The 26,268-nt window shown below is 46.7% G+C and carries 24 protein-coding genes; 16 read left to right on the forward strand and 8 right to left on the reverse strand.

What is annotated here, in order from left to right; all coding sequences use genetic code 11:
* Window position 1: 1 nt before the first annotated feature.
* The 4 genes from ACOIT5_RS04070 to ACOIT5_RS04085 form a co-directional block, all read right to left on the reverse strand.
* Window positions 2-1,126, reverse strand: a complete 1,125-nt coding sequence (locus tag ACOIT5_RS04070) for a SusE domain-containing protein (protein WP_423129186.1) — start codon at window positions 1,124-1,126, stop codon at window positions 2-4.
* Window positions 1,127-1,147: 21 nt separating this feature from the next.
* Window positions 1,148-2,767 carry a RagB/SusD family nutrient uptake outer membrane protein gene (locus ACOIT5_RS04075; protein ID WP_423129187.1) on the reverse strand — a complete coding sequence of 540 codons (1,620 nt, stop codon included), beginning with the start codon at window positions 2,765-2,767 and terminating at the stop codon, window positions 1,148-1,150.
* 12 nt (window positions 2,768-2,779) lie between these two features.
* Window positions 2,780-6,193, reverse strand: coding sequence for a TonB-dependent receptor (locus ACOIT5_RS04080; RefSeq protein WP_423129188.1), 3,414 nt, complete (start codon window positions 6,191-6,193; stop codon window positions 2,780-2,782).
* A 126-nt stretch (window positions 6,194-6,319) separates the two neighbouring features.
* Complete coding sequence (locus ACOIT5_RS04085) at window positions 6,320-7,312, reverse strand: FecR family protein (protein ID WP_423129189.1); 993 nt, start codon at window positions 7,310-7,312, stop codon at window positions 6,320-6,322.
* A gap of 170 nt (window positions 7,313-7,482) precedes the next feature.
* Between ACOIT5_RS04085 and ACOIT5_RS04090 the strand changes: the two genes are divergently transcribed.
* The 6 genes from ACOIT5_RS04090 to ACOIT5_RS04115 all read left to right on the forward strand — a co-directional run bounded on the left by ACOIT5_RS04090 (window position 7,483) and on the right by ACOIT5_RS04115 (window position 11,543).
* Window positions 7,483-8,052: an RNA polymerase sigma-70 factor gene (locus tag ACOIT5_RS04090; RefSeq protein WP_423129190.1), complete on the forward strand. Its 570-nt coding sequence runs from the start codon at window positions 7,483-7,485 to the stop codon at window positions 8,050-8,052.
* A gap of 34 nt (window positions 8,053-8,086) precedes the next feature.
* Window positions 8,087-8,962 (forward strand): cation diffusion facilitator family transporter, encoded by an 876-nt coding sequence (locus ACOIT5_RS04095; protein ID WP_423129191.1) that lies wholly within the window; start codon window positions 8,087-8,089, stop codon window positions 8,960-8,962.
* Between the two features lie 77 nt (window positions 8,963-9,039).
* Window positions 9,040-9,498, forward strand: a complete 459-nt coding sequence (locus ACOIT5_RS04100; protein WP_423129192.1) for a DUF6452 family protein — start codon at window positions 9,040-9,042, stop codon at window positions 9,496-9,498.
* Window positions 9,449-10,138 (forward strand): DUF6048 family protein, encoded by a 690-nt coding sequence (locus ACOIT5_RS04105; protein ID WP_423129193.1) that lies wholly within the window; start codon window positions 9,449-9,451, stop codon window positions 10,136-10,138. Before ACOIT5_RS04100 ends, ACOIT5_RS04105 begins: the two co-directional genes overlap by 50 nt.
* A 12-nt stretch (window positions 10,139-10,150) precedes the next feature.
* Window positions 10,151-11,068, forward strand: a complete 918-nt coding sequence (locus ACOIT5_RS04110; RefSeq protein WP_423129194.1) for a DMT family transporter — start codon at window positions 10,151-10,153, stop codon at window positions 11,066-11,068.
* Complete coding sequence (locus ACOIT5_RS04115; protein ID WP_423129195.1) at window positions 11,040-11,543, forward strand: YkgJ family cysteine cluster protein; 504 nt, start codon at window positions 11,040-11,042, stop codon at window positions 11,541-11,543. Before ACOIT5_RS04110 ends, ACOIT5_RS04115 begins: the two co-directional genes overlap by 29 nt.
* Before the next feature lie 19 nt (window positions 11,544-11,562).
* Here ACOIT5_RS04115 and ACOIT5_RS04120 read toward each other — a convergent pair whose 3' ends face one another.
* Window positions 11,563-12,435, reverse strand: coding sequence for a hypothetical protein (locus ACOIT5_RS04120; RefSeq protein ID WP_423129196.1), 873 nt, complete (start codon window positions 12,433-12,435; stop codon window positions 11,563-11,565).
* Between the two features lie 102 nt (window positions 12,436-12,537).
* On the opposite strand from ACOIT5_RS04120, the gene cmk reads away from it, so the two are divergent.
* Both cmk and ACOIT5_RS04130 read left to right on the forward strand, forming a co-directional pair.
* The gene (gene cmk / locus ACOIT5_RS04125; protein ID WP_423129197.1) at window positions 12,538-13,269 is read left to right on the forward strand and encodes a (d)CMP kinase; all 732 of its coding nucleotides are present in this window, start codon (window positions 12,538-12,540) and stop codon (window positions 13,267-13,269) included.
* A gap of 70 nt (window positions 13,270-13,339) precedes the next feature.
* On the forward strand, window positions 13,340-14,191 hold the full coding sequence (locus tag ACOIT5_RS04130; protein ID WP_423129198.1) for a 4-hydroxy-3-methylbut-2-enyl diphosphate reductase: 852 nt from the start codon (window positions 13,340-13,342) through the stop codon (window positions 14,189-14,191).
* 8 nt (window positions 14,192-14,199) lie between these two features.
* On the opposite strand, the gene ACOIT5_RS04135 is transcribed toward ACOIT5_RS04130, so the two are convergent.
* Window positions 14,200-14,964 (reverse strand): LytR/AlgR family response regulator transcription factor, encoded by a 765-nt coding sequence (locus ACOIT5_RS04135; RefSeq protein ID WP_423129199.1) that lies wholly within the window; start codon window positions 14,962-14,964, stop codon window positions 14,200-14,202.
* Window positions 14,965-14,969: 5 nt separating this feature from the next.
* Window positions 14,970-15,722: a LytR/AlgR family response regulator transcription factor gene (locus ACOIT5_RS04140; protein WP_423129200.1), complete on the reverse strand. Its 753-nt coding sequence runs from the start codon at window positions 15,720-15,722 to the stop codon at window positions 14,970-14,972.
* 121 nt (window positions 15,723-15,843) lie between these two features.
* Here ACOIT5_RS04140 and ACOIT5_RS04145 point away from each other — a divergent pair, with 121 nt between their 5' ends.
* The 8 genes from ACOIT5_RS04145 (at window position 15,844) to ACOIT5_RS04180 (ending at window position 25,752) form a co-directional block, all read left to right on the forward strand.
* Window positions 15,844-16,959 (forward strand): AI-2E family transporter, encoded by a 1,116-nt coding sequence (locus ACOIT5_RS04145; RefSeq protein WP_423129201.1) that lies wholly within the window; start codon window positions 15,844-15,846, stop codon window positions 16,957-16,959.
* Between the two features lie 253 nt (window positions 16,960-17,212).
* A complete protein-coding gene (locus tag ACOIT5_RS04150; protein ID WP_423129203.1) occupies window positions 17,213-18,565 on the forward strand; it encodes a cytochrome c3 family protein in 1,353 nt (450 codons plus the stop codon).
* A 22-nt stretch (window positions 18,566-18,587) separates the two neighbouring features.
* On the forward strand, window positions 18,588-21,563 hold the full coding sequence (locus tag ACOIT5_RS04155) for a 4Fe-4S dicluster domain-containing protein (RefSeq protein ID WP_423129204.1): 2,976 nt from the start codon (window positions 18,588-18,590) through the stop codon (window positions 21,561-21,563).
* A gap of 16 nt (window positions 21,564-21,579) precedes the next feature.
* Entirely contained in the window at window positions 21,580-22,950 is a 1,371-nt protein-coding gene (gene nrfD / locus ACOIT5_RS04160) for an NrfD/PsrC family molybdoenzyme membrane anchor subunit (protein WP_423129205.1), read from the forward strand.
* The gene (locus tag ACOIT5_RS04165; protein ID WP_423129206.1) at window positions 22,943-23,461 is read left to right on the forward strand and encodes a DUF3341 domain-containing protein; all 519 of its coding nucleotides are present in this window, start codon (window positions 22,943-22,945) and stop codon (window positions 23,459-23,461) included. The genes nrfD and ACOIT5_RS04165 overlap by 8 nt, the downstream gene beginning before the upstream one ends.
* A gap of 7 nt (window positions 23,462-23,468) precedes the next feature.
* Window positions 23,469-24,647 (forward strand): quinol:cytochrome C oxidoreductase, encoded by a 1,179-nt coding sequence (locus ACOIT5_RS04170; protein ID WP_423129207.1) that lies wholly within the window; start codon window positions 23,469-23,471, stop codon window positions 24,645-24,647.
* Between the two features lie 53 nt (window positions 24,648-24,700).
* Window positions 24,701-25,258, forward strand: coding sequence for a c-type cytochrome (locus ACOIT5_RS04175; RefSeq protein WP_423129208.1), 558 nt, complete (start codon window positions 24,701-24,703; stop codon window positions 25,256-25,258).
* Between the two features lie 20 nt (window positions 25,259-25,278).
* Window positions 25,279-25,752: an FKBP-type peptidyl-prolyl cis-trans isomerase gene (locus ACOIT5_RS04180; protein WP_423129209.1), complete on the forward strand. Its 474-nt coding sequence runs from the start codon at window positions 25,279-25,281 to the stop codon at window positions 25,750-25,752.
* Between the two features lie 35 nt (window positions 25,753-25,787).
* Here the strand turns inward: ACOIT5_RS04180 and ACOIT5_RS04185 are convergent, their stop codons facing one another.
* Entirely contained in the window at window positions 25,788-26,165 is a 378-nt protein-coding gene (locus ACOIT5_RS04185) for a carboxypeptidase-like regulatory domain-containing protein (RefSeq protein WP_423129210.1), read from the reverse strand.
* Between the last annotated feature and the right edge of the window lie 103 nt (window positions 26,166-26,268).

The following is a 26,268-nucleotide window of genomic DNA, read 5'->3' on the forward strand; positions in this document are numbered from 1 at the left end:
CTTATTTAATTACCAAATTGTGCGTATAAGAACCTCCTGCATTCAGGGAGAACATAAAGTCGTATGTTTTATCGCTCCACCCGTCGGTTGCCGGGGTTTTCCATATCTGGTTGTCTGTCCATTGCTGTACGTTCACTCTTTCAACCATATAATAATACGCTTCGTTGCCGGTTGGTTTGCTGTCGTTACTGGCGGCCCGCCATTCGGTTTCTCCTTCAGAACTTTCCATCCTGAATTTGTAACGGTCGTCTGTATTATCGTTGCCGGTAAGACCGGTAATGGTATGGCTGGTCAGTTCCCAAACGCCATTCGCTTTATATGGTAATTCAATCTTCATCTGCGACCAGTTCAGGAACAGGCTGACTTTGGTAACTTCCTTGGTTGTAAACGAGCCGATGTTGAAGTCGAGATAATATTTATAGACCCCGGTTTTGGAAACGGAAGAAGTTCCTCCTACCACAATCTGTTCTCCCGACAAAGAGAATTCAAGCGGAGTTCCCGTCCTGGCGCTAACAAATTTGAAGGTTTCGCCTTGCGTCAGTTTCGTATATATTTCGAATTCGCCGTCAGCAAGTTTTTTCATAACAAGTGCTTTGGAGAGGTCGTCGCCGTTTTCTGTGGCTGTACCCGTGATGTACAAATTATCGGGGATGTCTGCCAAGCCGGACAAGCGGGTTAGCGAGAGCGTCCTTTCTTCTTCGGCTTTCACCGGGTTAACCCCTTTCGATGAAAAAACAGTCCACTTGAGTGTTCCTTGCTGAGCAGATTCGATACCCGCCATGGCGGCAATTTTATTCAGTTGTTTATGTGTCAGCGTCGCGTGATTGCTGCCGCCATTGTTATCGGCCGCTGTAATAAACAGCGGATCGGAGAAATCTCCGTCAGCATGATCAAAGGCGACTTCGTATAATACCATCCCGCCGTCTTCGGCGCGTGCCGGTTCCCATTCAAAATATAAGGTGGCCGAAGCCGAAGCCTGGAGTGTGATTGTCTTTCCGTTATCCGGTTCGTAAAGCGAACCGACTGCCGTTACCTCCAGGTCTCTTACTTCACCATCGTCGCTGCACGCGCTAAAAGCGAAGATAAAAGCAGATACGACTAACAGTTTGATCCATATTTTTTTCATACCTAGTTGTTTAATTTAGATTTAATAGCCAGGGTTTTGAGTTAAATTTTTGTTGATATCCCGTTGTGATTGAGGAATGGCGAACAGATAATCCCGTTCACTGTTAAATTTCCTTTGGTCCAGTTGGATATACTGGGTATTGCCAGCCGCGAACTTCGCTCCGCGAGGATTTCCGTTCATAACCGATTCAATTGTTCCCCAGCGACGGATATCAAAAAGCCGGAGGCCTTCGATGGCCAATTCGCAACGGCGTTCGCGACGGATGACGTCCCGGAGGCTTCCGGCAGGATAGTTCAGTGCATCGGCATCCGTAAAACCTGCCCGGACACGGAGCGCCCTGATGGTCGCATTCCAAACGTTTTCGTCCATTTGCCCCAGTTCATTTTTAGCCTCTGCATACATCAGCAGTACGTCGCCGTACCGCATCAGGATCAGATTCAGGCCTGCTGCAATACCAATCGGTGCGGTGGGGTCGAAATATTTCCTCAGGTAATAGCCTGTTCCGGTTGAATTTTGTCCCGGGCCCGCGTACTCGTCCAGGTTAGACGCGCCCGCTTCGCCCGAAGAACCAGGTTTAATATAGATGGTCGATTTTGTTCCGTCGCCTTTTGTCCACTGGTAGCCATGATAAACGATCGTGGCTTCAAAACGCGGATCCCTGTTTACGTAGGGATTATCTTCGTTGTATCCTGAATTTGCGTCGCTAATACTTTTCCCGTTTTTCATGATATAGGCATCAACCAGTTCCTGTGTCGGGGCGAAAGCATTGATTCGTCCGCCTACAGAAATAGGAATGGCATCGTAAAACTCACTCCATGTTCTTTCGATCAACACATAGCCAAGATCAAGGATCACTTCGTCGTTGTATTCATTTTCGGGCATAAAAAGACCGGAATAGCTGGGGAAAAGACGGTACTGTCCGTATGCGCCATCCATGATATCTTCGCAGATGGAAGCCACATTGGTCCAGTCATTTTCATATAAATAGGTCCGTGCTATCAATGTCATAACCGCCCCTTTGGTGATCCGGCCGTTATCATAAGCGGCATATTCTCCTTTCGCCGGAAGGATGGTTGCCACTTCGTTAAGTTCTTTTCTGACGAAATCGATTACATCGGATTTTGGCGAACGCGCAATATTGTTGGCTTCCTCCAGGCTCAGGTTACGGTCGAACAAGGGAACATTGCCATAGTGGCTTGCCAGCCGGAAGAACAGGAACGCGCGGATAAAACGGGCTTCAGCCTTCATCCGGGCCTTCAGCGTTTCGTTCATATTGGGGACAGCATCAACGTTCTCCAGAAACGTATGACAGGTTTTTATTCCTTCATAGCTGTTTTTCCACTCGTTTGCAAAGCGGCCAAGAGCGGCATCGGCCTGCCCCGAGGTGATAATCTTCTCATCGGTATTTCCCCGGCCTTCATACAAATTGTCGGACAGCCGTTCGTTCGCAAAGAAATAGTTGGCTCCAAACATCTGGCTATATGCCATATTTAAAACAGCGGAAGCTTTTTCGGTTGATGTCCAGTAGTTCAGATCGGTAAATTTATTCGTGGGCGCCAAATCCAGGTCGTTACACGAAGTAAAAAATGCCAGGAACATAGCCACAATTCCTACGCTGTATTTTCTTATCTTTTCTTTCATGGTGTACGTGTGTTAAAATTCCAATTCCAATCCAAATCCATAATATTTCAATGTAGGATAGTTCCGGGCGCTGTTTGCGCCGACACCTGCTATTCCTCCCATGTTATTCCCGAATTCGGAAGATTCCGGGTCAATAAACGAGTTTTTGGAAAAAGTCAACAGGTTTTGTGCATTCAGGCTCGCGCGTAGCTTTTGAATTCCCATCCGCGATGTTAATCGTTTTGGCAGGGTATACCCCAACTGGATATTTTTTACGCGAAGGTAAGATCCGTCCAACAGGTAGATGTCGGAACCCGCTTTTCCCCAATTGTTTGACGATGAAGAAGAACTCGGGGCTACCAGGCGCGGCCATTTGGCATCGGGATTGGTGGGCGTCCAAAAGTCCAGCTGATGCTGATAAATGGCATAGGAATAGTTTGAATGGAACGGCTCGATCAATTCACCGCGAATGTACATGTCGCGTTTTCCTACTCCCTGCAGCAAAATGCTAAAATCAAAGTTTTTGAATGAAACATCATAGGTAAAACCAAAGGTATATCTTGGAAATGCGTTCCCCAATACCACACGGTCTTTATCATCAATAACTTCATCTTTGTTGATATCCTTATACTTCACATCCCCGGGTTGAACCGAAGCACCAACGGGAAGGGCGCTATTGGCAATTTCCTCGTAGCTTTGGAAATATCCGTCGGTTTTATACCCAAAATAAGAACCCAGTGCTTCGCCTTCGCGGATCAGCTTATACAACTGGTCATTCTGGTCAATCCGTTCTTTTCCACCGAAATCGGTGATCTCATTTTTTGAGTCAGCCATATTCAGGCTGAACCGGTGGTCAAGATTTTTTGATTTCAGACGATACGTGATGGTTGTTTCCCATCCCCGGTTTCTCATTTTACCGGCGTTCTCTTTTGCGGCATTACTTCCAAACACGGTAGATACCTCGGGCGAAAGCAGAATATCCGTTGTTTCCTTGTTGAAATAATCCAATGATACATACAACCTGCTTTTGAGAAATGAAGCGTCCGCTCCAATATTCAGGTTTGCCGATTTTTCCCAGGTTAAAAAAGGATTACCATAAGTATATCCGGTTCCCGGTACCGACTCGTTGTTGAACACATAGGTATTCTGATACATTTGGTAAACCGTCTGGTAAGAGTAGTTATCCACATTCTGGTTCCCCAACACGCCATATGAAGCACGTAGTTTCAAATCGCCGATATTGGAATTGTAGCGTTCCATAAAACTTTCAGATGAAAGTCTCCAGGCTGCTGAAACTGATGGGAAAAATCCCCAGCGCTGATCTTTGGCAAACTTGGATGAGCCATCATACCGAAAAGTAACGTCAGCATAATATTTGTCCATATAGCTGTATCCTGCGCGTCCGAATACCGAGGTGATACTGGTTTGATCGGTATCTCCGTTGCTGTTTTTGTTGTCTTTGTTTTGTACAGCATCGTCTGTCGTAGGAAGACCCAGGTCTTCGTCGGTGTATTCCCAGGCAATGCGGCTTGCTTTGAAGGTGTATGATTCGTTGGAAACGCCCAACAATCCATTCACCTGATGAACTGAATTGAAGGTACGGTCAAAGTCAAGCATAAATTGCGTGCTCAGGGTATATCTTTTACTGTTGTAATCTTCCGTAAGTGTATTGGAATGAATATATGAAACCGGGGTTTCAAGGTCGGCAGATGAGTACAGCGGCACTTTCTTATCCCTGCGGAAGCGATGGTGCTGTGTCAGATCAAGTCCCACCAGTCCTTTAGCCTTCAAACCTTCCATGAGACTGAAATCGAGGCCTAAACTGCCGATAAAGTTATCTTCATCCTTTTTTTCATAGCCTCCGTCTTTCAGGCGGGCCATGGTATTATCGTCACCAATCACATCGTTGATCAGCCATTTGCCGTCTTGCTGGAACTTGTAATAATAATAAGGAGGAATGCGGGATGAATTGATAATGGTGTTTCCGGTTCCACCGGCAATTGTATTTTCATCTCTCTTGGTATACGCCATGAGCGAAGTGAGCTTAAACCTGCCGTATTCGGTGGTGTGGTTGGAACGGAAGTTATACCGTTTCATTCCAAAATCACCGACAAAATTACTTTCCTGATCGAAATAACCGGCTGATATCATGTATGTACTGTTCTCATTACCCCCTGAAACACTCATGTTGTAATTTTGCTGAAGCCCTTTTTGCATGATTTCATTCAGGTACCAGAATTCTTCACTGCGGTGTTCATATAAATCGCGGATTTGCTGCGGGGTAAAAATGGGAGCGTTCCCGACATTGATGTTCGCCTGGTCGCGGAGCATGGCATTTTCCCATCCTTTCACCGGTTGAAACAAAATATCCGGGTCCTGATAACCAACCATGCTGCTAAACTTGACCAACGGTTTTCCTGTTTTGCCGCCTTTTTTGGTCGTGACGAGAATTACGCCGTTAGCGGAACGGGATCCGTAGATAGCTGCGCTGCCGGCATCTTTGAGCACCGAAATATTTTCGATATCATTCGGGTTCAGGTTGTTTAAAGTTCCTGTACCTGAAATCAGTCCGTCGATAACAATCAGCGGGTCATTGTTGCTCATCGTACTGACTCCGCGGATATTGATATTCATGCTGTTATCGTTCGGGTTCATGCTCTTTTGCTGAATGATCAGGTTGGCAGAAGCTCCCTGAAGCGCCTGCGTGGCATTTGCCACCGGACGGTTTTCAATCAGGTTGGCATTCACCTGGTCTACCGCCCCGATCAGGTTTTTCTTTTGCCGCGTACCGTAACCGATCACCACCACTTCTTCAACGCCAATCACATCTTCTTTCAGGCTTACATTGATCGTCGATTTTCCGCCAACAGGAACTTCCATCGAGGCCATCCCGATAAATGAAAACTGCAGGGTCGCATCAGCCGGCACATCATTCAGGGCATAATTTCCATCCAGGTCGGTAATTGTTCCGGTTGACGTTCCTTTGATCATGACTGTGACCCCCGGAATCGGTTCAGCCGACTCATTGGTTACCTGTCCTTTCACTTGCTTTGATTGTGAACCCGGCAAGCCAAATTCGCCTTCAGCCTTACTGAACAAAGCAACTTGCCTGCCCACAATTTTATAGGCAATATTGGTTTCTTCGAATAATTCATCCAGAATATCCTGAATATTGGTGTTCCGCGTATCGATCGACACTTTCCCGGAAGTATTGATGTTTCCGGAATAAAAAAAACGAAATTCGCTTTGATCCTCAATCCGCTTCAAAACCTCATCAATGCTCACATTTTTCATCGACAATGAGAGTTTTGTCGACTGAGAATAGGTTTCGGTTGCAAAAACCGAAAAAACAGTCAGACAAAGAATAAACATGCTAAGCTTCATAACCATAAGAAGTTTTAAGAAGAAATATCCCCAGGGAGTTTCCTTCAATCTCTTTTTTTTCATAAGTTTGAAATGTTAAAAGATGAATAATTTGTAAAAATTATTTTTCAACGAAGCGGGGAAGTTCGCGGCTTTCCCGCTTTCTGTTTTATACCACGGCAATTATAGCCGTTTAACCGATGGATGCTGTTACATAGGCAAATCCGATTTAGTTGTTGTTTGTGTAATCACTAATTTCCGTTTTTCTTTATTGTACTGATACTTAACCGGCAAGGTAAGCTCCATCAGTTCCATGATTTCGCGGATGGATTCAAATTCAATATTTGCAGTCACAGGGATATCCATCAAGGCGCTGCCGGTTACTTCGATGTCGATATTATACCAGCGTCCCAGCCGGTTAACAACGGCGCCCAATGGCTCGCTTCTAAACACCAGGCGATTATGCACCCATGATGAAACCAAAGCGGGATCGACCTTTCCGAGGGTCACCGAATGGTTTAGGGTATCGATCACTGCCTGCTGCCCCGGTTCCAAAACCTCTTGCTGTTTTGATTTTGTTTCGAGCCTGACTTTTCCGCGTTCCAGCGTCACCAGCGGAACTTCGCCGTCGTAGGCCATCACGTTAAAAGCGGTTCCCAGCACATCTACCGTAAACAGGGCTGTTTCCACTTTAAACGGACGGTCGGCCTTTTTCACATCAAAGTAAGCTTCGCCGGTCAGGCTCACCAGCCGGGAATCGCCGTTAAACGCTTTCGGAAACCGAAGCGACGACCCCGAATTAAGCCAAACCAGCGAGCCGTCAGGCAACTCAAAACTTGTTTTTGAAGCCAGCGGCGTTGTAATGGTTTGAAAAAAATCTTCCGGCTGATCGTTTTTCTGCAAGCTAACGACATAGGCAATAGCTAAGGGAAGCAATAAAATGGCCGCAACCCGTGTCAGGTAGTTCAGCAGTTTACGTGTTTTTACAGGCGCCTGGTCGCGTTTGTTGATCTCGTAATGAATTTTATAGAGGGTATCCGCCAGCTCAGGAACCCTTGTCCCGGACGAAGTTTCATCCCAGTGTTCCTTCATTTGTCGTTCCAGTTCCGGCTGTCCGGAGGGCTCAGAAAATAATTCAACAACCGAATCGAATTCCTTTTCCGAACAATTATTCTCCAGGTATTTTTTAAAAAAATCTTTCATGGTTCATGCTTTCAAAATGGTAAACGTTTAAAGGAAGAGAAACCCCTGCTCCGAATTTTATTTTTTTTCAAAAATAACGAGTTCCCGTGTTTTTCATGTTGTTACTCAGCCGACTGCTAAGGAAATGAAACATTTTAGTAAATTTATCCCCTGATACATCAAGCAAAACAATGGACGGAAACAAACTGGCAAAGCAGCTCAAATTGGGCGGCAAACAGGCGATAAACGACCTTTACGGCGCCTACAGCAGCCGGCTTTATCGTTTTGCCTTTGGCTACCTGAAATCGGAAGAAGACGCGCGGGATGTGATCCAGGAGGTATTTATCCGGCTGTGGAACAAGCGGAACGAGCTGAAAGACGATACGAACATGGAAGCTTTTCTTTTCACACTGGCAAAAAACACGGTCATCTCTCTTTTCCGAAAGAAAATTTCGGAGAAAGACTACCTGGAACAACTCCGGTACCTGGTGGTAAAAAACAGTTCCGACACCGAGAATCAGGTCAATTATAAGTTGTTATCCGAAAAAGTGACACAGCTCATTTCGCGATTACCCGAACAACGAAGGCGTATTTTTCTTCTAAGCAAAGAAAAAGGTTACCCGAACAAGTCGATTGCCGAAGAACTTCACATTTCGGTGAAGACCGTTGAAGACCACCTGAGCAAAGCCCGGAAATTTTTAAAGAATAATTTAGACGAATATGGGTTTCTGGCGATTCTGTTTTATGAGATGTTTATTTAGCGATTTTGTTAATTTCAACCTGAAAAACGTTATCATGAAACCAAATTATCAGAGCTATATCGTCCGGGAAGGCTGGATCTCCATTGTAGCCAATACCTTGTTGTTCGCGTTAAAATACTGGGCCGGAATTGTTTCGGGCTCCATTGCATTAATGGCCGATGCCTGGCACACCTTAACCGACTCGGTGTCGTCAGTTATTGTGCTAATTGGCGGGAAGATCTCCGGGAAACCGGCAGACAGCGAACACCCTTTCGGACATGGGAGGGCCGAGCACATCGCCGCGATCATTATTGGCGTTTTACTGGCGCTGGTGGCTTTCGATTTTGTCCTGAATGCCTATAAAAAACTCCTCAGCCAGGAACCGGGTAACTTTGGCACTGTGGCCATTATCGTCACCATCGTTTCTATTCTGTCCAAAGAGGCGCTGGCCCAATATGCCTTTTGGGCGTACCGCAAAACCAGTTCGTCGGTTTTAAAAGCCGATGCCTGGCATCACCGCACCGATTCGCTGTCGTCTGTCATCATCCTTGCCGGTATTTTCGTCGGAAGATACCTCTGGTGGATCGACGCGGCGCTGGCATTTATTGTTGCACTCATGATTGCCTGGGCCAGTTATGATATTCTTTCAAAAGAAATCAAGGCATTGCTGGGTGAAGAAGTTGATCCGGAGCTGGTTAAGGCCATCAAGGAAGAAGTTAGCCTGGTAACCGGCACCGAGGTCTATATTCATCACTTTCACTTACACGTATACGGCAGCCACAGCGAATTAAGCTGTCACATCAAACTTCCGGCAAAAATGCCGCTGGACGAGGCCCACGAAATATGCACCCGGATTGAACAAGCCATCAACGAACGGTTCCACTTCGTCACCACCATTCACCCCGAACCCTTGATCAGGCAAGCGAACTAACTATTTCGAATAAAGTATGCCCCTGCCGGCAAATTACCCGTGAATATGATTATTTTAGCAAACCGGAAAATGAAAAAATGAAACAACTTAAAATTCTTTTTATACTGATTGTTGCGGTGGCAGCCTGCAAGGAAATTTTTGAACCGCCGCCACAATCCCTGCTCGAAGTCCGGGTCGAGTATTCCGAATCAACAACAACCGGCTCACCAAAAATCTCGGCTTACGGGCTTGATCAGGACAGCATCTGGATTTACCAGGAACAAACCAAACAAATCTGGTTGCCTCTCAGCAAAACAGGAAGTTCTTCGTTTGTGATTTTGCTTGACTCGATCCCGGATACCCTGACCGTCATCCACGATACCGAACTTCAGTACGGATCGATGGTTACCGGCTTTTATTATGAATACCGGATAAAAGAAATTGAACACAGCTGGAACCGGATCGATTCGATGATTCTGAAAGACAGCGTTGTAAATAACTTTTGGCATGAAAATATTCGTCTATATATTAACACTCTTCCTACTGACACTGAATAGCTTCGGGCAAGAGAAAGAGAAAAAAAGAATGCCCAAACGAACCGACAATTTTGTACGGATGGACGGCATTCGGGTGGGCCTGGACCTCACCCGGGCTTACCAGGACTTATGGACGAAAGGAAACCGCTACGGGACCGAGCTGAGCGCCGATATGGAACTGCTGCCCAACCTGTTTACCGTGGTTGAGACCGGCTGGGAAAAGTTTAAACTCAACCAGGACTACGTCACGTACAACAGCTCCGGATCGTACTCGCGGCTGGGTATCGATTATAACTTCCTGACCGCGGAACACAAAGAAGATATGGATATCCTGTACGCGGGTTTTCGTTACGGATTTGGCCTGGCCAAACAACAGGTAAGCAATTACCGGATTGACAGCTATTGGGGAGAAGAAACGGGCAGATTCGGATCGCAGAATTACCATTCGCATTGGCTCGAGTTTCTTCTGGGGATGAAAGGTGAAATTTTCAATAATTTTTTCATGGGATGGACCATACGGACAAAAGTGATGATCACTCAAAAGGAGTACGCCATGCCGCCGGTCTATTTCACACCGGGATACGGAAATAACGACGCCAACGTTAATTTTGATTTTACCTATTCCATCTATTACAAGCTCCCGTTCAAATTTAAAAAATAAACGACCGCTGTAGTGAAAAACAAAACATTACAATATTACGGGGCAGCGCTGCTCGCGATGTTCTTTTGGAGTTTTTCGTTCGTTTGGTTTAAGGTAGCGTACAAAGCCTACGAACCGATGACCGTGGTGCTCATCCGCCTGGCCTTATCAGCAGCCATCATGTTTATTTTTGCCAAACTTGCCGGCAAACTGCAACCGCTGAAAAAAGGCGATCTGCGCTGGATGATCTTGCTGTCGTTTTTCGAACCTTTCCTTTATTTTATGGGCGAAAGTTTCGGCTTAAAATACGTTTCTCCAACCGTCGCCTCGGTAATCGTAGCTACCATTCCCCTGGTGACACCGCTGGCGGCATGGTATTTTCATCAGGAAAAATTAGGCTGGACCAATTTTTTTGGATTGTTGATCTCATTTTTGGGGGTTTCGCTGGTGGTATTCGACTTGTCAACGGGGCTTTCGGCTTCGCCGCTCGGCATTTCACTCGAATTTTTGGCCGTTTTGTCAACCATTGGCTACGCAGTCATTCTGAAAAGATTGACCCACCATTACAACGCGTACACAATCATCAGCTATCAGAACCTGTTTGGGGTGGGCATGTTTTTGCCGTTCTGGCTTATTTTTGAATCGGGAAAAACCTTTCAAACCCCCTTTAATGCCGAAGCGTTTATTGCCATCGTTAAGCTGGCCATTTTCGCTTCGATCCTCGGTTTTATCTTTTTCACCTACAGCATTCGTCACCTTGGGATTAACAAATCGAACATGTTTGTTAACGTGATGCCGGTTTTCGTGGCCATTTTTTCGTACCTGATTTTGGGTGATGAGATCAACGGCCAAAAAATGGCCGGTATCGCGGTGGTCATCAGCGGCTTGTTTTTAGCTCAAATTAAATTACGGAAACGGAAGAATGGAGACTATCCGATATTTCAGGGCTGAGCAATTAAAAGAAATGACGGCCAACCGCAGGCAGGAATTCTCGGCTCTTTTTCAGAAACTAAAAAAGAAAAAGCCCAAAAATCTTGATGCGGTCGTTCATGCGTTGCACCGCGAAGCGTTTGACCAGTTCAACTGCCTGGATTGCGCCAACTGTTGTTCAGGCATCAGCCCGATTGTCACCGATAAGGACGCCGAACGCCTGGCCAAAAGCCAGAAGATGAAACCTGCCGCCTTTATCGGGCAATATTTAACGATTGATGAGGACCATGATTTTGTATTTCAGAAAACGCCCTGTCCCTTTTTGATGGCCGACAAGCATTGTTGTGTATACGAGAACCGTCCGCGCGCCTGTCGCGAGTATCCGCATACCGACCGTAGCCGTTTATACCAGATCCTCGATTTGACTTACAAAAACTGCGAAATCTGCCCGGTAGTTTATGCAATCGCCGATGAACTGACAAAAACGGATTGGTAGTTTTCAGGTGTGCCTTTCATTAAAACGGAACAGTCAGCCCCAGCCACGGAATTACGTTCAATCCAATATCTTCGCCAACAGGAATCATCCCGCCGTAATCAATCCCCACCTTATGCCCGATGATCGAGCGTCCGGCAAGAGACAACATGGCGCCAAATCCTTCGTCCGCATCAAAGAAATAATTCTCGGTCAACAAATAACCCTTACGCCCGGTACGGATCATTCCCGATATATTGAAAACAGGTCTTTCGGAAATTTCGCCGACCGCATAAGCCCAACCGGCGCCAAAGCTCAGGTTTTTTTGCCTCGATCCGATCGTTGCCACGCCATAGAACATGCCAAATCCGGTATGGTCTTCGCCGACAACCGTTCCTAGTAAAGCGCCGACCCCCAGGCTAAATTTATCTTCAACAACCGGTACCGACAACTTAGGGGTTAACCAAAACGGGCTTGAAGTCCCTTCGAAAAGGAATAAGGGAACAAGGCCCAGCCCAACCGAGAAATTATCGGTCACGCCATAGGCAAATTGATTGAAGAAGATCCACACGTTCTGGTAGTATCCTGTGCCTTTGCGCAATCCGTAGCCGGTCGAAGTCCACAGGTACCGAACATCCTGAGGATGCTCCGTCCAGTAGTCGGTGCCAACTTGTTTGACCTTGTCCAGCGTTTCCATCCGTTTAATATCGGCCCGTTTAATCGTGATTTCACCCAGCGTGCCGGTTTCCAGGACGACTTCGTTTTCGTTTTCATGCAGCAGCTTTCCCCTGAAAATGTTTCCGTCCCTGGTTTCAACCTGGTAAATATCAGTCGCTTTTTGTTCTTCCTGTGCCTTCGCCGTAAAACTTAAAAGAAACAGGGAGAAGATCAGGCAGAAGATCATTTTTTGCTTCATAAGCTCATTTTTTTTCGATTCGGTTAAAGTTTTATGTCCTGATTTAAGCTCGTTCAACATCCGTCAACTGGTCGATTAGTTTTAGATGAAAACCTGCTATTTATGATCAAAAGTAATATATTTGCGGACATGAATAAAAAGAACGACAAGAAGATTGTGATTGCTATCGACGGTCATTCTTCCTGCGGGAAAAGCACTGTTGCCAAAGAATTGGCTAAGCTGCTTGGCTATATTTATCTCGACAGCGGGGCCATGTACCGGGCTGTTACCCTGTTTGCACTGCGGAATAAGCTGGCGGCCAACGGCAGCGTAAATGAACCGGAACTGACCCGCCGGCTTTCCGAAATCGCCATCGAATTCCGGCTTAACCCGGCCAACGGGCAGATTGAGACCTTCCTGAACGGCGAAAACGTAGAGGAAGAAATCCGCCGGTTGCCGGTGTCGGCACATGTCAGCCCGGTAGCAACCATCAGTGAAGTACGCTGCGAAATGGTGAAACAACAACAGGAGATGGGCAAAAACAAAGGCATCGTGATGGATGGACGGGATATTGGCACCGTTGTTTTCCCGGATGCTGAATTGAAAATTTTCATGACTGCCAGTCCCGAAGTACGGGCACAACGCCGTTACGACGAACTGGTTGCCAAGGGCCAGGAAGTAAGCTTCGACGAAATTCTTCAAAACGTTCAGGAACGCGACCACATTGATTCGAACCGGGCAGCGAGCCCGCTCCGTCGGGCCGACGATGCTTTTGTACTCGACAACAGCCACCTGAACCGCGAAGAACAATTGAACTGGGCCTTGCAGAAAGTCAACGAGATCATTGCCCGTTAGCCGCCCGCGACGGGATATTTGTTTGGCAAGGTTGATTTTAACCTACCGGAAACGAGATGGAGACGAATGCATGATAGTAGAAATTGATCAGAAATCGGGTTTTTGTTTTGGCGTAGTCAATGCCGTGAAAAAAGCGGAAGACAGCCTGCTGTCTGACGAAACGCTATACTGTTTGGGAGATATTGTCCACAACGGCATGGAAGTTTCGCGGCTGGAAGCGCTTGGCCTGGTCACCATTGACCATGAAAAATTTTTCACGCTAAAAAATTGCCGGGTATTGCTCCGCGCCCACGGCGAACCGCCGTCAACCTACGCATATGCCAAAGCCAATCAAATTGAACTGATTGATGCGACCTGCCCGGTTGTTTTGAAACTACAGCAACGGGTAAAAAAAGCGCACCACGACATGCAGCAGCAAAACGGACAAGTGATCATTTACGGAAAAAAAGGCCATGCCGAAGTTAGCGGGCTGAACGGACAAACGGAAAACCAGGCCATCATTGTTGAAAATGAGCAGGATCTTCAATTAATTGATCCGGATAAACCGGCCATTCTCTTTTCCCAAACCACAAAATCGCTGGATTCGTTCCATCAACTGTCGGATAAGATCAAAGAACAGGCCCGGGCCAAAACCGACATTAAAGATACCATCTGCCGTCAGGTGGCCAACCGGGTTCCGCGCATGAAGAGTTTCTCATCTCAACACGATGTCATTGTTTTTGTAGGCGGCAAAAAAAGCTCAAATGCCCGGCTGCTTTTTGATGTGTGCAAACAAACCAACCCAAACAGCTACTTTGTTTCAGGCAAAGAAGAGCTTAACCCAACTTGGTTTACAGGTTATAAAACTGTCGGGATTAGCGGGGCCACCTCTACTCCGCAATGGCTGATGGAAGAAATTGCTTCCGTTATCCGCCGGCTTTAATGCAACTCTCAGGTAATCGGAAAACAATTCAGTTTTTCAAAAAAGGAAAGGCTTGAGCTGTTGATCGGCTCCTCCAGGATTTTGTCTTTGTACTTTAAGGTGCAGATTTTAGTTCGTTTCTCGATTTGTGTCAAATACTGCACATTGACGTAGGCCGACCGGTTGGCTTTAACGATTTCCGGAGAATCCATCCGGGCAGCCGCCTTAAAAATATTTGTTGTAATCAATTCTTCCCGCCCGTCTTTCAAAAAAATACGACAGTAGTTCGATTCAGCCCGCATCAGCATGATATCATCCGGATTAATAAAAATAATACCGCTGCGCGTGGTAAATTTTGCCCGGGGAATCGTTTTTGTCGTTTTCATAAATAAATGCATCCGGCGTTCCAGTTCCAGACGTTTCACTTTCGCGTGGTAGCGGTTGATCACCGAAATCAGATCTTCGGGTCCAAAAGGTTTTACCAGGTATCCCAGAGGTTCAACCTGAAGAGACTTATAGGCATACTGGGCGTGGGCCGTGGTAAAAATGATCTCGGTGGGCAATTCATTTTCTTTCATGGTTTCAGCAACCTCCATCCCGTCGAGATCAGGCATATCGATATCCAGAAATACCAAATTAGGGACCTTCTTCTTCAACAATTTAATTCCTCGCTGCGGATCGGTGGTTGAACCAATCACCTCCACCTCGTCGAAAGCATGAAGATAAATTTCCAACAAGGAAATGGCGTCTTTATCATCATCAATAATGATTGCTGTTGTGCTTCTTTTAATCATTGGTATTAATCAAAATCCATTTCACAAAGAATCTTTATTTGCCTCGACGAGCCGTACAGTTTTACCTGCCGGTCCCGCGCGAGCAAAATACAGGATTTATCTCCCCGTTTCACTTGGATCAATCGGTCCAGGTTTATCAGATAAGCCCTGGAAAGCCGGATAAAATGCTGCGCCGGAAGAATTTTTTCCAGACGTCCCAGGTTGGTATTTACCGTTGCGCGCTTGCCGTTTTCCAAATAGATAGAGGTGTACGCCCCGTTTGACTCGCAATATAAAATATCAGACGGATCAACCAGGATATGACTGTTGACTGTCGAAATCCTGATCTTAACGCCATCATCATATTTATCCAACACCCGGTTCAGCTTTTCATCCAAACGAATATTCATTTTCGACCGGTACTTTTCAATCACGCTTCCCAGTTTTTTTGCCGTTAAAGGTTTCAGAATAAAATCGTATACGCTGTTTTCAATGGCCGTTAAAGCAGCTTCTTCGTGCGCACTGACAATCACGATGTTACAATCGGGGTCTTTTTTCTTTAGCAATTCAATTAAATCGCCACCCGACTTTCCGGGCATGATAATGTCTAAAAAAACAATATCCGGAGAAAAATCCAGGTATTTAAACAGGGCCGATTCCGCTGAATCTGCTTCCTCAATAGCCGATATCCCAGGATTATTTGTTAAATAATATCTCAACAAATCCCGGGCATCTTTTTCATCGTCAACAATAAGTGCTTTTAATTTTACCTTTTTCATATTCACAAGCGCAATTACAAATTTATCAAAAAATGTGCTACTATGCACAAAAAATTACATTCGGAATTCCAGAATATCGTTAACAGAAATTATCCCATATATTTGCATAAAAACGTGATTTATGATCCAAATCCAGGAAAGAACCAGGTATATTCTGCTTACCGCAGGTATTTTACTGACGATATTTCTAATATGGTATTTCAGCGCCATTGTCACTTATATTCTTGTCTCAGCCGTGCTTTCCCTGATTGGGCGTCCGCTGGTCAGGTTTTTGCAACAAGTCACAATTAAGCGTTTTCGGATCAGCGCCGGACTGGCGGCCATGTTAACTTTAATTGGCATGTGGATTGTTTTCATTACCGCGCTACGCTTCCTGATCCCATTATTAATCAGCGAGTTTGAACAATTATCATCCATCAGGCCCGAATCCATTTTAAATGCGATTGAGGAACCATTGAGAGAAATAATGATTATTGCCGGCAAAGAACCGACAGAAACAAGCAACGGGATATTTCTGGATTTTATCCGGAGTGAAGTTGGCAATCAGATCGGTTTTTCACAATTGACCAATGTTTTCGGATTTATTGCCGGCACGCTCGGAGGACTTTTTATTGCTTCATTTGCCATCTCCTTCATCACCTTTTTCTTTTTAAAGGATGAAAATATGTTCAAAGACAGTATCCTGCTGATGGTCCCTTCCGAATACGAAGGAAAAGTGGAAAAGGTCATCCATTCCGTTCATCACCTGCTGAAACGTTATTTTATCGGTCTGGTGCTCGAAGTCATCATGGTTGGGCTTTTGGTCACCCTCGGACTGAGCCTGATCGGGATCGAATTCAGCCACGCCGTGGCCATCGGCCTTTTTTGCGGCATGTTTAATATTATTCCCTACCTGGGTCCCTGGATGGGCGCCATCCTGGGCCTCGTGATTGGCGTAGCCATAAATGTACATGCCGACTTTATGGCATACACCCTCCCACTGCTTGGGCTCATGCTACTGGTATTCATCTCGGTACAGGTAATCGATAACATTTTGTTTCAGCCGCTCATATACTCCAGCAGTGTAAAAGCACACCCGCTGGAAATATTCCTCGTGATCCTCGCCGCCGGAATGGTTGCCGGAATTATCGGAATGTTCCTGGCCATCCCGGCCTATACCATTTGCAGAGTGATTGCCAAAGAATTTCTGGACAACCTGAAAATCGTACGAAAACTGACCGAAAGCCTGGACAACTGATAGATTTTTTCTATTCAAACAAAACGATCAATTGTTCCTGTAAATAACCGGCAGAATTATACCTCGCGTATGATTCTACTAATCAACTTATTATACCAATTCTTTCCTGTCTTACATGTGCTATTCCTCAAGTTTATGTCACCCGCTGAATTATTTTTTAGTACAGAGGTGAAAACCTAATACAAGTAAGTTTGTTAATTCTGATGAGTTGCGTAAATCTGTTTGATAAGAAAAATTTACTAAACCTTTTAGAATGAGCATCATTTTCTCTGTATCGCAGAAATCCGGTTTTTCACGGAAGGTCTTTCTGTTTATTCTCTCCATTTTTGTTTTTGTATTATCCGCCACGGCGCTTGCCGAAATTCAAATGCCACAAGGTGAAACTGATTCTGTAACAATCACCGGGGTCGTCGGGCAGAGCCCGCAAAATGAAGCCGATTCCGCCGGTAACATCCCTGCCGGACAACAGTCGCCGCCTGCTGAACCGGATTCTACCGCCACTCCCGGTGTTGAACCAACAACAGAGCTTGCTTCAGAAGAAGTCGCCGGAGAAACGTGGCTCAGTTCGGCAGAAGAACGTCATCATGCAGAAGATATTAAACGCGGCGAACGCTTCTTTAAAGGTTTGTTGCCCCATAGCAACAAACAGCCGTCGTGCGTGTCGTGTCATAACCTGTACCATTCGGACACCTTGAACTGGAATCCGTCGGCGATGGATATCGCCGTCAAATACGTCGAGAAAGATTTTGCCTCTTTTCAGGAAGTGGTTGTACAACCCACCGGCAACAAGATGGAACAGGTTCACCAGGGATATCAGTACGAAGAAGCCGACCTCCGTTTAATGAAGGCTTACCTTGATGAACTGGCCATGCGCGGGCCATCTCCCCTGAAACCCAATATCAACAGCCTGCTTGTTTTCATTTTTCTCACCTTAGTTGTGGTATGGGCGCTGCTCGAACTGCTGATCTTCCGCAAAATCAAATACAAAGCCGTTCCTTTGCTGATCGTTCTGGGTGTTTTTAGCTACCAGGTAAAGATCATTTATGAAGAAAGTATCAGGCTTGGCAGGGCCCTTGATTATGAACCGGAACAACCCATCAAATTTTCACACCAGGTACATGCCGAACAAAACAAGATTGACTGCCGGTACTGCCACTTCACCGTCGATGACAGCAAATCGGCCGGAATTCCTCCCGCCGATCTTTGCCTGAACTGCCACAACGTCGTCCGCGAAGGCACTCGTTCCGGCAAATTTGAAATTGCTAAAGTTATCGAAGCCAACGAAAAACAAGTTCCCATCGAATGGATTAAGATTCATAACTTACCCGATCATGTCTTTTTCAGCCATGCCCAGCATGTAAACGCCGGAAAGCTCGACTGTATGGAATGCCACGGCGATGTGGCAAAGATGGATGTCGTCAGGCAGGTGAATGACCTGAGTATGGGCTGGTGCCTCGACTGCCACAAAACCAAAGAAGTACAATTTGCCAGCAATAATTTCTATGAATCCTATGAAAAGCTTCATGAACAAATCAAAACCGGGCAGATCAACAAAGTAACTGTCGATATGATTGGCGGAACAGATTGTATGAAGTGCCATTATTAACCGATAACAATACCTATTCGTAATGAATGAGCAATATTATAAAAGCCTGGACGACCTGATTTTTGATGCGCGGCAGGCGACCAGCGGGGAAGCAGGCGACCGGAAGTCAATTCTTCAAATGAAACAGGAAGCAAAAGCCGAAGGCAGCTCCCGGCGCGATTTTCTAAAACTCTTTGGCTTTACCGTAGCATCGGCGGCCATCGCGGCCAGTTGTGAGCAGCCGGTTCAAAAAGCCATCCCCTTCCTGATCAGGCCCGAGAATATCATCCCCGGCAAGGCCAGTTATTTCGCTTCAACCTATTTTGACGGGATCGACTATGCCAGTATCCTGGTGAAAGTTCGCGACGGACGCCCCATCAAAATTGAAGGCAACAACCTCTCGCCGGTCACGATGGGCGGAACAAATGCCCGCACACAAGCTTCGGTTCTGGACCTTTACGACAACAAAAGGCATAAACACCCCGTTTACGAAGGACAGGAAATCAGCTGGGAAGAAGCCGACGACAAAATCATCCTGCTTTTGGAGGACATCAAAAACCGGGGCGGCAAAGTGGTGATTCTGAGTTCAACCATCATCAGCCCCTCGACCCGGGCCGCCATTGGTGAGTTTACCGAGGCGTATCCCGGCGCCGAACACATTCAGTATGACGTGATTTCGGCTGACGGTATGTTGAGGGCCAATAAGCAAACATTCGGAAAAGCCTTTATTCCTTCCTATAATTTCAGCAAAGCCGAACTGATTGTCAGTTTTGACGCCGATTTCCTCGGCACCTGGCTTTCTCCTGTCGAATTTACCAAACAGTATGTAAAAAACCGGAAACTGGATGCCGGACAAAAACAGATGTCGCGCCATATCCATTTCGAAGGCGGCATGTCATTAACCGGCTCCAATGCTGATGAACGCTATCAAATCAAGCCTTCGCAGGAAAAAATTATCATCGCCAACCTGTACCATGAACTAAAGAAACTGAATGGTTTGCCGGGTTTAGCCGTTCCTGCCCCACCGGTTGATGTGAAAGCCATTGCGTCCGAATTGTCGGAGAAAAAAGGCCGGTCATTGGTCGTAAGCGGAAGCAACGATGCCGAAACACAACTGCTGGTAAATGCCATCAACGGGTTACTGGAAAATTACGGGAACGCCATCCGTACCGATGTGCACCTGAGATTACGGCAAGGCAGGGATGAAGATCTGGAACGGTTGGTCAACGAAATGCAAAACGGGCAAGTGGAAGGACTGATCCTGTATGATGTCAACCCGACTTACGATTATCCTGATGCCGAAAAATTTGTCAGCGCCCTGAAGAATGTCCGGCTAAAAATTGCCCTGCCCGTATTGGCTGAAGAAACTTCGGCCCATGTGCATTACATCTGCCCCGACCATCATTACCTGGAGGCCTGGAACGATGCCAAAATAAAATCGGGCAGTTATTCGCTGGCTCAACCAACCATTCGCCCGATTTTTAAGACGCGCGCCGCGCAGGAAAGCTTGTTGAAATGGGCCGGAAAACCAACTGATTTCCATGCTTATATCCGTAAATATTGGGAAGAAAATATCTATCCCCTTTCCACCGGCGAAGTTTCGTTTGACGACTTCTGGAATCAAAAGCTGCACGACGGGGTTTTTGAAAGCGGGGAAAAGGAGAAAGATTTGCAGCCATTTAGCGGCGAACGAACCGAGGGCACCTTGGCCGGGTTGACCTATCCGGCCGAAAACGATTCCGTCGAACTGTCTTTCTACACCAACATCAGCGTGGGTACAGGCAAACATGCCAACAATCCCTGGTTGCAGGAACTGCCCGATCCGGTGACCAAAATTTGCTGGGACAATTACGCTGCCGTATCGCCCAAACTGGCAAAGGAAATGGGTTTGAAAGATGAGCAGTTGATCATGATCAACGACGTTGGACCAATCCCGGTAGTCGTCCAACCCGGACAGGAATATAAAACCGTTTCGCTTGCCCTGGGTTATGGCCGGCCCAACATGGGGATCCCGTCGGGAACCGTTGGGAAAAATGCCTTTCCGCTGGTTCAGACACAAAACGGCGCCAGACAAAATTGGCTGCCCGATGTGAAAATTGAAAAAGTACCCGGCAACTATCCGCTGGCCCGAACACAATCGCATCATTCCATGGAAGGACGAAACCTGGTCAGGGAAACCTCGCTGGAAGCATACGTGGCCAACCCGGCTTCGGGGAATGAACAACGAGAAGAATTAAAAGCTCATCTGAAATCGTTGTACGAACAGCGGACATTTGACGGGTTTCACTGGGGAATGGCCATCGATTTAAATTCGTGTACCGGATGTAACGCCTGCGTGGTAGCTTGTTCTGCCGAAAATAACGTTCCGGTTGTCGGCAAAGAACAGGTGATTAAAGCCCGCGAAATGCACTGGATACGGATTGACCGTTACTACAAAGGCGATCCGGACCATCCGGAACTGGTACGCCAACCCGTGATGTGCCAGCATTGCGACAATGCTCCCTGCGAGAATGTTTGCCCGGTAGCTGCCACCACCCACAGCAACGAAGGGGTGAACCAAATGATTTATAACCGCTGTATCGGAACACGTTATTGCAACAACAACTGCCCGTATAAAGTCCGGCGATTCAATTTCTACGATTATACAGGCGCCGACGCCATGCCGGGGAATAAAAAAGATCCGGCTGAAATGACAACCGATCTGCGCCGCCTGGTGCTGAACCCGGATGTAACTGTTCGTGCCAAAGGGGTCATCGAAAAATGCTCTTTCTGTATTCAGCGGATTCAGGAGCGGAAACTGACGGCTAAAACGGAAAACCGCAAGCTGCAGGACGGCGAAGTGGTCCCCGCCTGCGCGCAGGCCTGCCCGGCCGATGCCATTGTTTTTGGCGATTTGAACAACAAGGAAAGCAAGATATCGAAATTCTTCGCCGACGAACGGAACTATCATCTGCTCGAAGAATTACACACCTTGCCATCGGTAGGCTACCTGACCAGGGTGAAAAACAAAAGCGTATAACTAAATCGAATAAGGAATGTACACATCTCCGCTCAGAGAACCCTTAATCCGGGGAAATAAAAACTACAAACAGGTGACCGACGATATTTTGTCACCCATGGCCGGACAACCTTCCAAATACTGGTATATCGGAATAACCCTGGCCGGACTGGCAGCCCTGTTTGGCGCCTGGGCCACTTACCGGACCGTTTTTTACGGGATCGGCGAATGGGGCCTGAACAAAACCATTGGCTGGGGATGGGGAATCACCAACTTTGTTTGGTGGGTCGGTATCGGCCATGCCGGAACGTTTATCTCGGCCATTCTCCTGCTCTTTCGCCAGCAGTGGCGGACCAGCATTAACCGCTCGGCCGAAGCTATGACCTTAATTGCCGTGATGTGCGCCGGTTTTTTTCCCTTAATCCACATGGGGAGGTTGTTGCTGGGGTTTTTCATTTTCCCCTATCCAAACACCCGCGATGTGTGGGTAAACTTTAACTCCCCGCTGCTGTGGGACGTTTTCGCCATCTCCACCTATTTCTTCGTTTCCCTGATTTTTTGGTACGTCGGGCTGATTCCCGATCTGGGCACCGTACGCGACCGGGCTAAAACAAAGATTCGGAAGGTGATTTATGGTTTTTTAAGCTTTGGATGGACCGGCTCGGCCAGACATTGGTCGCGGCACGAAACCGTCAGTTTAATCCTCGCCGGACTGGCCGCCCCGCTGGTATTGTCGGTTCACACCATTGTGAGTTTCGACTTTGCCACTTCGGTGATACCGGGCTGGCACACCACCATTTTTCCACCTTATTTTGTTTCGGGCGCAATTTTTTCAGGTTTTGCCATGGTGCTCACGCTGTTGATTGTGGCACGGAAAGCCCTAAACCTGGAAGATTATATCACGGTGAACCACATTGAATCGATGAACAAGATTATCATCTTAACCGGTTCGATCGTGGGCATCGCCTACCTGACCGAGTTTTTCATTGCCTGGTATTCGGGCGTTGAATTTGAAACCTACGCATTCTTCAACCGCGCTTTCGGCCCTTATGCCTGGGCTTACTGGATCATGATGACCTGTAATGTGATCACCCCTCAGCTATTCTGGTTCAGAAAGCTGAGACGCAACGTGATCTTCACTTTCGTCATTTCCATCTTTGTCAACATCGGGATGTGGTTCGAACGTTTTGTGATCGTCGTCACCTCGTTACACCGCGATTTCCTTCCCTCGAGCTGGACTATGTACAAACCAACCATTGTTGAAGTTGGGTTGTATGTTGGTACATTGGGACTGTTTTTCACGTTATTCCTGCTGTTTATCCGGGTATTCCCGGTGATCGCCGTATCGGAAATAAAAAGTGTTTTAAAATCTTCGGGCGAAAAACAAAAACTGAACAACCATGAATAAATATATCACCGCATATTACCTCGACGAGGAAGAATTACTAAAAGGTATCAGACAACTGAAATCCAATGAATTGCAAATTATCGACGTACTGACGCCCTTTCCGGTACATGGTATTGACAAGGTGCTGGAGATCCGGCGGTCGCGTTTGACGCGGGTGGCTTTTTGGGCGGGCGCAGTCGGCGCAATCGCCGGATTTGGCTTCCAGACCTGGATTTTCACATCGGCATACCCGCTCAACTTTGGAGGGAAACCTTTCTTCTCGGTCCCGTCATTTATTCCGGTCACCTTTGAACTAACTGTACTTTTTGCAGCCTTTGCGATGGTTATTGCCTTTTTGGTAACCAATAAGCTGGGGCCGGGGGCCAAACCAACGCTTCATGACGAACGATGCACCGACGACCGGTTCCTGGTGGTGGTAAAAGTAGACGATAACAGTCCCGAAGAACGTATCAGAGAAATTGAATCGGCGCTTGCCGAAGCCGGCGCAGAGGGAATCACCTTAAAAGCATAAAACTGTCATGGAAAATCATACATTCAAACTGACCAAAAAGTTTTCCACCATCGCGGTTGCCATGATCGCAATCGGACTGATTACACTTGGCATCAGCCTTGTTTCGGGGACAGGCGGCGAACGTCTTGCTGCCAACCTGCTGCTGAATACCTATTATTTCCTGGCCATCGGACTGATCGGTTTATTTATCGTGGCTGCGCATACCATTGCCGAATCAGGCTGGCATACCAGTATTCAGCGGATCGGCGAAGCTATGAGCACTTTTATTCCGGTCGCAGGATTGCTTCTGCTTTTGCTTTTCGTGTTCGGTGGAGTACATCTTCTCTATGAATGGACTCATGAAGACCATCTGGATGAAATTTTACTAAAGAAAGTGGCTTATCTGAATGTGCCATTCTTTTATGGCCGTTTCCTGGTCTATTTTTTCGTCTGGATTTCATTGGCCTATTTCATCCGGAAAAATTCAGTTCAGTTAGACTTGCACGGCGATTTAAAATACTACCGGAAGATGAGGATCCTCTCCGCAATCTTTGTTGTTGCCCTGGCCGTTACCAGTGTGACTTCTGCCTGGGACTGGCTGATGTCGATCGATGCGCACTGGTTTAGTACGCTGTATGGCTGGTATGTTTTTTCAAGTATGCTGGCAAGCGGTACCGCCGTTTTAATTGTCATCCTGTTTATATTGCAACGGATGGGCTACATGAATCACATCAACCGGGAGCATATTCACGATCTCGGGAAATACCTGTTTGGTTTCAGCATCTTCTGGACCTACCTGTGGTTTTCTCAGTACATGCTGATCTGGTATGCCAACATTCCTGAAGAAACCATTTATTTCTACGAAAGACACAAACACTTCAGCGATGTTTTCTATATCAATTTAATCCTGAATTTCATCATCCCGTTTTTTGCATTGATGACCCGAAATTCAAAACGCGGTTCGCTGATCCTATTACCGGTTGCGGTCATTGTTTTTATCGGACACTGGCTCGATCTGTACCAATTGATCATGCCGGGAGCCGTTGGCGGCGAAAAAGCCGGGATTGGATTGCCTGAGATTGGTTTAACAATCGGATATGCCGGTCTGTTCCTGCTGGTCGTTTTCCGTTCGTTGACAAAAGCTCCGTTGGTACCCGCCAGGCATCCGTTTTATAAAGAAAGTCTTGAATATCACACTCAGTATTGATGTTGGTCATTGGTTATTGGTTATTGGAATTTGAAATTTGAAACTCTTTATAAATGAAACGATACTTGTTTATCCTTTTGGTGATTTTGACGGCATCTTGTACCAAAGACAAGAACCGCCCCGGTTACACCTATTTTCCCGACATGGCTTACTCGCCTGCTTATAAAACCTACTCCGTGAATCCTGTTTTCGAAGACGGAAGCACCATGCGCCTGCCTGCCGAAGGGACAATTCCACGGGGATTCAAACCTTATGCCTACGAGCCAGGCTCGCTGGAAGAACAGGAAAGGGCCGGAAAAGAGATCAGGAACCCGCTTGAACTGACCCCCGAAGTTTTGACGGAAGGAAAAAGGCAGTACGAAATATTTTGTATGAGTTGCCACGGAGAAACAGGCGATGGGAACGGGCATTTGTTTACCAGCCGGATGTTTCTGGCCAAGCCGCGTTCGTTGGTCGACGATTACCTGAAAGAAAAACCCGACGGCGAAATTTTTCATGTCATCACACTCGGGTCTGCTTCGAGGCTTATGGGCCCGCATGGCGGGCAAATTCCCCCCGAAAACCGGTGGAAGATTGTGCATTATGTCAGAGAACTGGCAAAAAACAACTAAACCCTTTTTATTTTTAACCCTTGAAAATCAGAAGAAATACCATAGCACGCGTTCAGTATACCGTTACCAATGCAGCGAACGGAATGATTTTGCAGGATGTTTCGGGTGAACAACTGCAAGAGTTCCTCTTTGGATACCAGTTGCTCCTGGATATCTTTGAACGTAAGCTGCTGGGGTTGTCGCCCGGCGATTCTTTCCATTTTCATGCCACACGCGATGAAGCCTACGGCCCGGTTGATCCCAAAGCTATTGTGGATTTGCCTGTCTCAACTTTCGCCGACGAAGACGGCCGGATTGATGAGGAAGCGCTTCAGGTTGGAAACGTCTTCCCAATGGGCGACCGGCAGGGCAATCAGCTTTACGGCAAAATCATCCGGATCGAAAACGATCAGGTCATCATGGATTTTAATCACCCGATGGCGGGGAAAGACCTCTTATTTTCGGGAAAAATCATCGCGGTGAGAGAAGCTCTTCCCGAAGAACTGCCGGAATAAGCCCTCCAGTATATGATCAAATTTTTGTCCCGGAACTATTGTTTGATCTTTTTTCGTTGATTAATACTTACGGCTTTCATGTCCTTTTCATCCTCCTGAAGTTCAATGATCAGTTGTTCCGAAAAGTCCTCAATCTCGTCCAAATGAACCGTCAGGCTCCGATAACCGTCAAAACTAATGACCAACTCTTTATTCAGATCAGGCAAATTCCACATCCTGAACTCGCCGTCGATATTGGTAATTGTTCCAATACTGCGGCTGTCATCGGCATATAAAATACATACGCCGGAAAGCGGTTTTAATGTTTCCTTATCAATCACTTTCCCGCTGATATTCTTGGTCACTACCTTGCCTGCCAGCGCCGGGGTAAACGGGAGAAGCAATACGCTTAAAAAAAGTACGATGATCCTCATAGCTGTTCTGTTTTCTACCATGATAGACAGATTATACCGGAAAATAGTTGCGTTTTACATGTTAAATTATTGTTAGCAAGAAGAACGGGTGCAATATTTTTGT

It is taken from the genome of Gaoshiqia hydrogeniformans (genome assembly GCF_049347105.1).
Lineage (GTDB): Bacteria > Bacteroidota > Bacteroidia > Bacteroidales > Prolixibacteraceae > Gaoshiqia > Gaoshiqia hydrogeniformans.

Bases quoted from the DNA above. Each gene is read 5' to 3' on its own strand.
- ACOIT5_RS04070 (WP_423129186.1), bottom strand. From the start codon at position 1,126: ATGAAAAAAATATGGATCAAACTGTTAGTCGTATCTGCTTTTATCTTC.
- ACOIT5_RS04075 (WP_423129187.1), bottom strand. From the start codon at position 2,767: ATGAAAGAAAAGATAAGAAAATACAGCGTAGGAATTGTGGCTATGTTC.
- ACOIT5_RS04080 (WP_423129188.1), bottom strand. From the start codon at position 6,193: ATGAAAAAAAAGAGATTGAAGGAAACTCCCTGGGGATATTTCTTCTTA.
- ACOIT5_RS04085 (WP_423129189.1), bottom strand. From the start codon at position 7,312: ATGAAAGATTTTTTTAAAAAATACCTGGAGAATAATTGTTCGGAAAAG.
- ACOIT5_RS04090 (WP_423129190.1), top strand. From the start codon at position 7,483: ATGGACGGAAACAAACTGGCAAAGCAGCTCAAATTGGGCGGCAAACAG.
- ACOIT5_RS04095 (WP_423129191.1), top strand. From the start codon at position 8,087: ATGAAACCAAATTATCAGAGCTATATCGTCCGGGAAGGCTGGATCTCC.
- ACOIT5_RS04100 (WP_423129192.1), top strand. From the start codon at position 9,040: ATGAAACAACTTAAAATTCTTTTTATACTGATTGTTGCGGTGGCAGCC.
- ACOIT5_RS04105 (WP_423129193.1), top strand. From the start codon at position 9,449: ATGAAAATATTCGTCTATATATTAACACTCTTCCTACTGACACTGAAT.
- ACOIT5_RS04115 (WP_423129195.1), top strand. From the start codon at position 11,040: ATGGAGACTATCCGATATTTCAGGGCTGAGCAATTAAAAGAAATGACG.
- ACOIT5_RS04120 (WP_423129196.1), bottom strand. From the start codon at position 12,435: ATGAAGCAAAAAATGATCTTCTGCCTGATCTTCTCCCTGTTTCTTTTA.
- cmk (WP_423129197.1), top strand. From the start codon at position 12,538: ATGATCAAAAGTAATATATTTGCGGACATGAATAAAAAGAACGACAAG.
- ACOIT5_RS04130 (WP_423129198.1), top strand. From the start codon at position 13,340: ATGATAGTAGAAATTGATCAGAAATCGGGTTTTTGTTTTGGCGTAGTC.
- ACOIT5_RS04135 (WP_423129199.1), bottom strand. From the start codon at position 14,964: ATGATTAAAAGAAGCACAACAGCAATCATTATTGATGATGATAAAGAC.
- ACOIT5_RS04140 (WP_423129200.1), bottom strand. From the start codon at position 15,722: ATGAAAAAGGTAAAATTAAAAGCACTTATTGTTGACGATGAAAAAGAT.
- ACOIT5_RS04145 (WP_423129201.1), top strand. From the start codon at position 15,844: ATGATCCAAATCCAGGAAAGAACCAGGTATATTCTGCTTACCGCAGGT.
- ACOIT5_RS04150 (WP_423129203.1), top strand. From the start codon at position 17,213: ATGAGCATCATTTTCTCTGTATCGCAGAAATCCGGTTTTTCACGGAAG.
- ACOIT5_RS04155 (WP_423129204.1), top strand. From the start codon at position 18,588: ATGAATGAGCAATATTATAAAAGCCTGGACGACCTGATTTTTGATGCG.
- nrfD (WP_423129205.1), top strand. From the start codon at position 21,580: ATGTACACATCTCCGCTCAGAGAACCCTTAATCCGGGGAAATAAAAAC.
- ACOIT5_RS04165 (WP_423129206.1), top strand. From the start codon at position 22,943: ATGAATAAATATATCACCGCATATTACCTCGACGAGGAAGAATTACTA.
- ACOIT5_RS04170 (WP_423129207.1), top strand. From the start codon at position 23,469: ATGGAAAATCATACATTCAAACTGACCAAAAAGTTTTCCACCATCGCG.
- ACOIT5_RS04175 (WP_423129208.1), top strand. From the start codon at position 24,701: ATGAAACGATACTTGTTTATCCTTTTGGTGATTTTGACGGCATCTTGT.
- ACOIT5_RS04185 (WP_423129210.1), bottom strand. From the start codon at position 26,165: ATGAGGATCATCGTACTTTTTTTAAGCGTATTGCTTCTCCCGTTTACC.